The organism is Nocardia sp. NPDC058497 (assembly GCF_042720195.1).
In the GTDB taxonomy this organism is placed as follows: domain Bacteria; phylum Actinomycetota; class Actinomycetes; order Mycobacteriales; family Mycobacteriaceae; genus Nocardia.
The window spans coordinates 1-7,756 of record NZ_JBHXMY010000273.1 but is presented as its reverse complement, the minus strand read 5'-3'; the positions used below and the strand labels follow the sequence as shown (position 1 = coordinate 7,756).

Annotated in this window: 5 protein-coding genes and 1 pseudogene; all 6 read right to left on the bottom strand. The window is 69.3% G+C overall.

Annotation, left to right across the window (positions count from 1 at the left end; all coding sequences use genetic code 11):
* A partial coding sequence (gene ffh / locus ACFWPJ_RS18775) for a signal recognition particle protein (protein WP_378852979.1) occupies nt 1–1,649 on the bottom strand: 1,649 nt, incomplete at its 3' end.
* A 55-nt stretch (nt 1,650–1,704) separates the two neighbouring features.
* Entirely contained in the window at nt 1,705–2,019 is a 315-nt protein-coding gene (locus tag ACFWPJ_RS18770) for a hypothetical protein (protein WP_229739554.1), read from the bottom strand.
* 134 nt (nt 2,020–2,153) lie between these two features.
* Nucleotides 2,154–4,598 (bottom strand): [protein-PII] uridylyltransferase, encoded by a 2,445-nt coding sequence (locus ACFWPJ_RS18765; RefSeq protein ID WP_378852977.1) that lies wholly within the window; start codon nt 4,596–4,598, stop codon nt 2,154–2,156.
* An 88-nt stretch (nt 4,599–4,686) separates the two neighbouring features.
* A complete protein-coding gene (locus ACFWPJ_RS18760) occupies nt 4,687–5,025 on the bottom strand; it encodes a P-II family nitrogen regulator (RefSeq protein ID WP_110036141.1) in 339 nt (112 codons plus the stop codon).
* Between the two features lie 5 nt (nt 5,026–5,030).
* Nucleotides 5,031–6,377: an ammonium transporter gene (locus tag ACFWPJ_RS18755; RefSeq protein WP_378852975.1), complete on the bottom strand. Its 1,347-nt coding sequence runs from the start codon at nt 6,375–6,377 to the stop codon at nt 5,031–5,033.
* 291 nt (nt 6,378–6,668) lie between these two features.
* A pseudogene (gene ftsY / locus ACFWPJ_RS18750) lies at nt 6,669–7,694 on the bottom strand (signal recognition particle-docking protein FtsY); the annotation flags it as partial.
* Between the last annotated feature and the right edge of the window lie 62 nt (nt 7,695–7,756).

Sequence of the window (7,756 nt, the reverse complement as noted above, 5' to 3'; positions counted from 1 at the left end):
CGACGAAGGAGCAAGCAACTGTCGCTGATCGGCGGGACAGGAGGGGCCGCGACTCGAGCGCGCCAGCGCTCCAAAAACACCGCACAGTTCTTGGGGAACTTCAGCTGCGACAGGTCGATGCCGTCCAGACCGGGCGGCAGCTGATCGAGCCCGGGCGGCATCTGCGACAGGTCCATGCCCGGCGGCAGGCCCGGCATCCCGGCGGGCATGCCGGGGAAACCACCGCGCATCTTCGGCGGGGTCGGCCCGCGGCCGCCCTTCTTGCCCTTCTTGCCCTTCTTGGTGTTGCCACGGCGCGCACCGGGCAGGCCCATCTGACGGCCCATCATGGCCATCATCTTCTTGGCCTCGAAGAAGCGGTCGACGAGCTGGTTCACCTCCGAGACCTGCACGCCGGAGCCGTTGGCGATGCGCAGGCGGCGGGAGGCGTTGATGATCTTCGGGTTGTCGCGCTCGGCGGGGGTCATGCCGCGGATGATGGCCTGCACCCGGTCGAGCTGCTTGTCGTCGACCTGGGCGAGCACGTCCTTCATCTGACCGGCGCCGGGCAGCATGCCGAGCAGGTTGCCGATCGGGCCCATCTTGCGGATGGCCAGCATCTGGTCGAGGAAGTCCTCGAGGGTGAGCTCGCCGCTGCCGATCTTGCGGGCGGTCTCCTCGGCCTGCTGCGCGTCGTAGACCTGCTCGGCCTGCTCGATGAGGGTGAGCACGTCACCCATGCCGAGGATGCGCGAGGCCATCCGGTCGGGGTGGAAGACGTCGAAGTCCTCGAGCTTCTCACCGGTGGAGGCGAACATGATCGGCGAACCGGTCACATTGCGCACCGACAGCGCCGCACCACCGCGCGCGTCACCGTCGAGCTTGGTGAGCACGACACCGGTGAAGCCGACGCCGTCGCGGAACGCCTCGGCGGTGCTGACCGCGTCCTGGCCGATCATCGCGTCGAGCACGAACAGTGTCTCGTCGGGCTGCACGGCGTCGCGGATGCCCGCGGCCTGGCGCATGAGCTCGGCGTCGATGCCGAGGCGGCCCGCGGTGTCGACGATGACCACGTCGTACTGCTTGGCCTTGGCCTCTTCGACACCGGCCGCGGCGACCGCGACCGGGTCGGCAGCCGAGATGCCGAGCGGGTTCTCGCCGCCGCCGCCGACGGAAGTGCCGGGATGCGGGGCGAATACGGGCACGCCCGCGCGCTCACCGACGACCTGCAGCTGGGTGACCGCGCCGGGGCGCTGGAGGTCACAGGCGACCAGGATCGGCTGATGCCCCTGGCCCTTCAGCCATTTGGCGAGCTTGCCCGCCAGGGTGGTCTTACCCGCACCCTGCAGACCGGCCAGCATGATGACCGTCGGCGGGTTCTTGGCGAGGTTGAGCCTGCGGGTCTCGCCGCCGAGGATGCCGACGAGCTCCTCGTTGACGATCTTGACGACCTGCTGCGCCGGGTTGAGCGCCGCGGAGACCTCCGCGCCCTTGGCGCGCTCCTTGACGTTGGCGATGAAGCCGCGCACCACGGGCAGCGCGACGTCGGCTTCGAGGAGGGCGAGGCGGATCTCGCGCGCGGTGGCGTCGATGTCGGCCGGTGACAGACGCCCCTTACCGCGCAGATCCTGCAGTGCACCGGTAAGCCGGTCGGACAGGGATTCGAACACCGATCGCGCTCCTGATCTGAAAGGGACGTCTATTGCCCTCCCAGGGTAATGGGTGTTATTCCCGGTGGCGCACGTGCGGTGGCGTGGTGCGGCACAACTCGTGATTCTCGATGTTCACGAGGTACACCGCTTCCCTGCCGGTGAGGCCGAGTTCGCGAGCGAGTGCCTCGATGCGCTGCCATTCGGCATCGGGGCTGTCGATGTGCCGTGCGGTGGTCGACGCGATGGTCATCGCGGCCAGGGCTTGGGATCCGGTGAGTGTGCGACCGGGTAGCCACGAAACCACCCACAGGTCACCACCGACGCAGCGCGCGATGTGCGCGGTCGCGTCGCTGGTCATCATCGATGCGGAAACGACTTCGATAGCCACAGATCTGCTCCCCTCGTACGAGTGACAGCCAGACCTCTCGAATGCTATAGGTCCATTCTCGACCGATCGGGCAGCGATCACAGTTTGCGGGGCAACCTGATAGCAATCGGTGAGTAAACCGTGTCCTGACGATCTCAGTCGGTGACATTCTCCGCCGACGGCGGGGCGGGCGCCGGATGCGGAACGACGTCCAGGACGGCCTTTTCGATGCGGTCGCGTAGCTGCGGGCTGTCTGCGTCGCCGAGATCGAGGCAGAACGCGTCGACCACGGCCGAACCCATCGTGACCACCTTGGCCCACCGCACGTTCGCCCCCGCCGCGGCGAAGGCGCCCGCCAGCCTGCTGAGCAGGCCGACCCGGTCCTCGGCGCGCAGTTCGAGGATGGGCTGACCGGGCGTGCTGGTCGTCGACCAGATCAGCCGTGGCATGGCCCGCGCGTAGCGGCCGGGCCCGGCGCCGAAGGCCTCGGCTTCGCGTTTGCCCAGTACCTCGGGCAGATTCAGCGCGCCGGAGGTCGCGCGGATCAGCTCCTGCCGCAGCAGGCCGGCGTCGGGCGGGTCACCGAACTTCGGGGTCACGACGAAGGTGTTGATCGCCGAGTCCCCCGCCGCGCCGAGCGCGGCCGAGAGGACACGCAGAGAATGCAGGGCAAGCACGCCTGCCGCGTCGGAGAGCAGGCCGGGCTCGTCGGGGGCGATGACCGTCACCACGTAGGTGTGCTTGCCCTCGCCCGGCGCGAGGGTGACGTGCACGCCACCGGCGGTGGCCTTGTCCAGCAGGACGGGGTCGATCGGTTCCGGTTGCGGCAGCGGCTCCCCCGCCATCACCAGCTTGCAGCGGCGGACCAGGTCGCCGATCAGCGCGGCCTTCCAGTCGCCCCAGACGCCGGGGCCGGTGGCCATCGAGTCGGCCTCGGCCAGCGTGTGCAGCAGTTCGAGCAGACCGGCGTCTCCGTCGAGCGCGTCGGCGACGTGGCGCACTGTCTCCGGGTCGGCCAGATCGCGCCGGGTCGCGGTGTCGGGCAGCAGCAGATGGTGGCGCACGATGGCGCTCAGGGTGCGCACGTCCGAGGGCCACAGGCCGAGTCTGCGCCCGATGTGGGTGGCGAGTTCGGCGCCGACCGCGCTGTGATCGCCCGCCCTGCCCTTGCCGATGTCGTGCAGCAGCGCACCGAGGGTGAGCAGGTCCGGCCGGGCGACCCTGGTGCTCAGCGCCCCGGCGTAGGCGACGGTCTCCATCAGGTGCCGGTCGACGGTCCAGGTGTGCAGCGCGTCGCGGGGTGGCAGGTCGCGCACCGCGCCCCACTCGGGAAACAGCCTGCCCCACAGCCCGGTTCGATCGAGCGCCTCGACCGCGTCGATGCTGCCGCGGCCCGCGCCCAGCAGCACGAGCAGATCGTTGAGCGCGTCCTTGGGCCACGGCTCGCGCAGTTCGGGCGACTCCTCGGACAGCCGGTTGAGCGTGGTCGCCGACATCGGCAGCCCGGTCTGCGCCGAGGCGGCGGCGACCCGCAGGATCAGACCGGGGTCGCGCTGTGGCCGCGCGTCCCTGGCCAGCACCACCTCGCCGGCGTGCTCGACCACCCCCTCATCGAGTGGTCGGCGCACCGGCATCCGGCGCAGGCGGGCCAGGCCGCGGCGCGGCAGCGCGTTGGCCGCGGTGCGCAGGCCGACGTCGGTCGAATAGCTCACCGTTCGGGCCGAATCGGTCAGCGTGCGGGCCAGATCGAACCGGTCGCCGATGCGCAGCGCGGCGCCGATCTCGTCGGCGTCCTGGGCGCGTAGCTGGTCGCGGGCGCGGCCGGCGACCCGGTGCAGCTCGGTGCGCACGTCCAGGAGCCTGCGGTGCGCCTGCTTCAGACCGCCGCCCGGCACCTCGGGGCCCAGGCCCGGCATGGCGTCGGTCAGCTGGGCGATGGCGAGCGCGTCGAGCAGCTGGATGTCGCGCAGACCACCGCGGCCGTTCTTCAGGTCAGGTTCGGCGCGGTGGGCGATCTCGCCGCTGCGCTGCCAGCGGGCGTTGGTCTGGGCGATCAGGTCGTCGAAACGGGACCTGATGCCGGTCCGCCATTCCCGTCGCACCCCGCCGATGAGCAGGTTGGACAGGTCCTCGTCGCCGACGATATGGCGGGCCTCGAGCAGGCCGAGTCCGGCGATCAGGTCATCGGCGGCCACCCGCAGGGCCTGCGGCACCGTGCGCACGCTGTGATCGAGCTTGATGTGGGCGTCCCAGAGCGGATACCAGAGCTGGTCGGCGACCTCCGACACCACCGTGGGGTCGACATCGTCGTGCAGCAGTACCAGATCCAGGTCGGAGTACGGCAGCATCTCCCGGCGCCCGAGACCGCCCACCGCGACGACCGCCAGGCCGCTGTCGGCGGTGATACCCAGCTCGTTGCCCTTGCTGGTCAGCCAGAGTTCGAACAGGTCGACCAGCGCCGCACGCAGGGATTCCGGATCGAGCCGCGGATTGCGGGTCCCCGCCCCGTCGAGCAGCTGCGCCCTGGCCTTGACCAGGTCGGCCGCCCCGTTGTGCTGAATACCGCCGTTCTGTTGTGCCACAGTCCCACCGCCATTCATGCGGGGGGGGCCCCCCCCCCCCCCCCGGGGGGGGGGGGGGGGGGGGGCGCCCCGCCGCTCGATCGTTTAGCCGTGCGTCGCTACCGAATTACAGTGCGTCGCTTCCGCGTTCGCCGGTGCGGACGCGGATGATGGTGTCCACCGGGGTCACCCACACCTTGCCGTCACCGATCTTTCCGGTGCGCGAGGCCTCGACGATCACCTCGACGACCTTCTCGACCGACGCATCGTCGACGACGACCTCGACGCGGACCTTCGGAACGAAGTCCACCGAGTACTCCGCACCGCGGTAGACCTCGGTGTGGCCCTTCTGCCGGCCGTAACCCTGGACCTCGCTGACGGTCATGCCGAGCACGCCTGCCTGTTCCAGCCCGGTTTTCACATCTTCGAGCGTGAACGGTTTGACGATTGCCGTAACCAGTTTCATGTTCGTCATGCCTCCTTGACGAGCGAGCGTGCCGTGCCACCCACAGCAGTGAAATCGTATGCGGTTTCCGCGTGCTCGGACTCGTCCAGACCCGCCGACTCGGCTTCCTCGCTCGCGCGCAGGCCGATGGTGAACTTGATCGCGTAGGCGATGACGGCCGTCACGACGAGCGAGTAGGCCAGGACTGCGAAGGCACCGACAGCCTGCAGCTTCAACTGCTCGACTCCACCACCGTAGAACAGACCTTCGACAGCCGCGGGAGCTTCGGCCGTGGCGACCAGACCGACCATCAGGGTGCCGACCAGACCACCGACGAGGTGGACGCCGACGACGTCGAGCGAGTCGTCGAAACCGAAGCGGTACTTCAGGCCGACGGCCAGTGCGCACAGCGCACCGGAGACGACGCCGATGGCGAGCGCGCCGACAACGTTCACCGACGAACACGCCGGGGTGATGGCGACCAGACCGGCGACGATGCCCGAGGCCGCGCCCAGGGAGGTCGGGTGACCGTCACGGATCTTCTCCACGAGAAGCCAGGCGAGCATGGCGGCCGCGGTGGCGATGGTGGTGGTGAGGAAGGTGGCACCGGCGATGCCGTTGGCGCCGACCGCCGAACCCGCGTTGAAGCCGAACCAGCCGAACCACAGCAGACCGGCGCCGAGCATCACGAACGGCAGGTTGTGCGGACGGAACGGGGTCTTCGGCCAGCCCTTGCGCTTGCCCAGGATCACGGCCAGGACCAGGCCTGCGACACCGGCGTTGATGTGGACCGCGGTACCACCGGCGAAGTCGATCGCCTTGATGCCGGAGGCGATCCAGCCACCGTTCTCGGCGGTGACGCCGTCGAAGGCGAAGACCCAGTGCGCGACGGGGAAGTAGACGACGGTGACCCAAATTCCGGCAAACAGGAGCCACGAACCGAACTTCAGGCGGTCGGCGACCGCGCCCGAGATGAGTGCGACGGTGATGATCGCGAACATGAGCTGGAAGGCGACGAACACCGACAGCGGGATGGTGCCCGCGAGCGGGATCCCCGCCGGCGCCTCCGGGTCGGTGGTGGCCAGGTACTGACCGCCGAACACGCCCTTCAGGCCGAAGTACTGCAGCGGGTCACCGAGGAAGTTGCCCTTGTCCTCGCCGAATGCCATCGAGAAGCCGTAGAGACACCACAGGATGGTCACCAGACCCATCGCCGAGATGCTCATCATGATCATGTTCAGGACGTTCTTGCCACGGACCATACCGCCGTAGAAAAACGCCAAGCCCGGCGTCATCAGCAGCACGAGTGCTGATGCGGTCAGCAACCATGCGGTGTCACCGGCGTCGGGTGCGCCGATTACGGGAAATGCCACCTTGTGTTCCTCCTCATCTCGGGCCCTGCCGATGACGGCAAAAGGACCTGTACAGAGGGTCGCCACTCGGTGTTTCATCCGTTGAGCAGTGGTGTTTCACCTGAGTGAACGGATTGCGCGGTTGTGTTGCTTCCACGTTTCGTGCGGTTGACCACCACCTGACTGCTCACGGTGAGGCTCGTCTGAGTGTGCGGTTCACCCGGTATTCGCGGCGGGAGGCGGACACGGCGTTTCCCCTGGAAATAGCACTGCCCGCCCGATCGCTGGGATAGGGCGGGCAGCGGGGAAAGGCTAGGAGGTGCCGCCGAGCAGGGCGTCGACGAACGCACCGGGCTCGAACGGCGCCAGATCGTCGGCGCCCTCACCCAGACCGACGAGTTTCACCGGAACACCGAGCTCGTGCTGCACCTGGAACACGATGCCACCCTTGGCTGTGCCGTCCAGCTTGGTCAGCACCACACCGGTGATGTCGACGACGTCGGCGAACACCCTGGCCTGCATCAGCCCGTTCTGGCCGACGGTGGAGTCGAGGACGAGCAGCACCTCGTCGACCTCGGCCTTCTTCTCGACGACCCGCTTGACCTTGCCCAGCTCGTCCATCAGGCCGGTCTTGGTGTGCAGGCGGCCCGCGGTGTCGACGAGGACGGCGTCGACGCCGCGCTCGATGCCAGCGGTGACCGCGTCGAACGCGACGGCGGCCGGGTCGGCGGCCTCCTTGCCGCGCACGGTCTCCGCGCCGACCCGTTCGCCCCAGGTCTGCAGCTGATCGGCGGCGGCGGCGCGGAAGGTGTCGGCGGCGCCGAGCAGCACCCGGCGGCCGTCGGCGACGAGCACGCGGGCCAGCTTGCCGGTGGTGGTGGTCTTGCCGGTGCCGTTCACGCCGACGACCAGCAGGATCGCCGGGTGATCGGCGTGCGGCAGCGCGTGGATGGACCGGTCCAGCTCGGGGCGCAGCGCCTCGATCAGCACGTCACGCAGGGTGGCGCGGGCCTGTTCGGGAGTGCGCACGCTGCGCGCGGCCATCTCCTCGCGCAGGCGTTCGACGATCTTGGCGGTGCTCGCGGTGCCGATATCGGCCAGGACCAGGGTGTCCTCGATCTCCTCCCACGAGTCCTCGTCGAGGTCACCGCCGCCGAGCAGGCCGAGCAGGCTCTTGCCGACGGCGTTCTGCGAGCGGGACAGGCGGCCGCGCAGGCGGACCAGCCTGCCCGAGGTGGGGTCGATCTCCTCGATGGCGGCGGCGACGGCGTCGACCTCGGCGGGCGCGGTCTCGGCGGGCGCTTCGGTGGGGGCCGGTTCCGCGACAGGCGCGGTCGCGTGAGGGGCCGCCCCGACCAGGGCCGGTATAGTCTAAAAAACTCCCAGACCCACAGACCCGA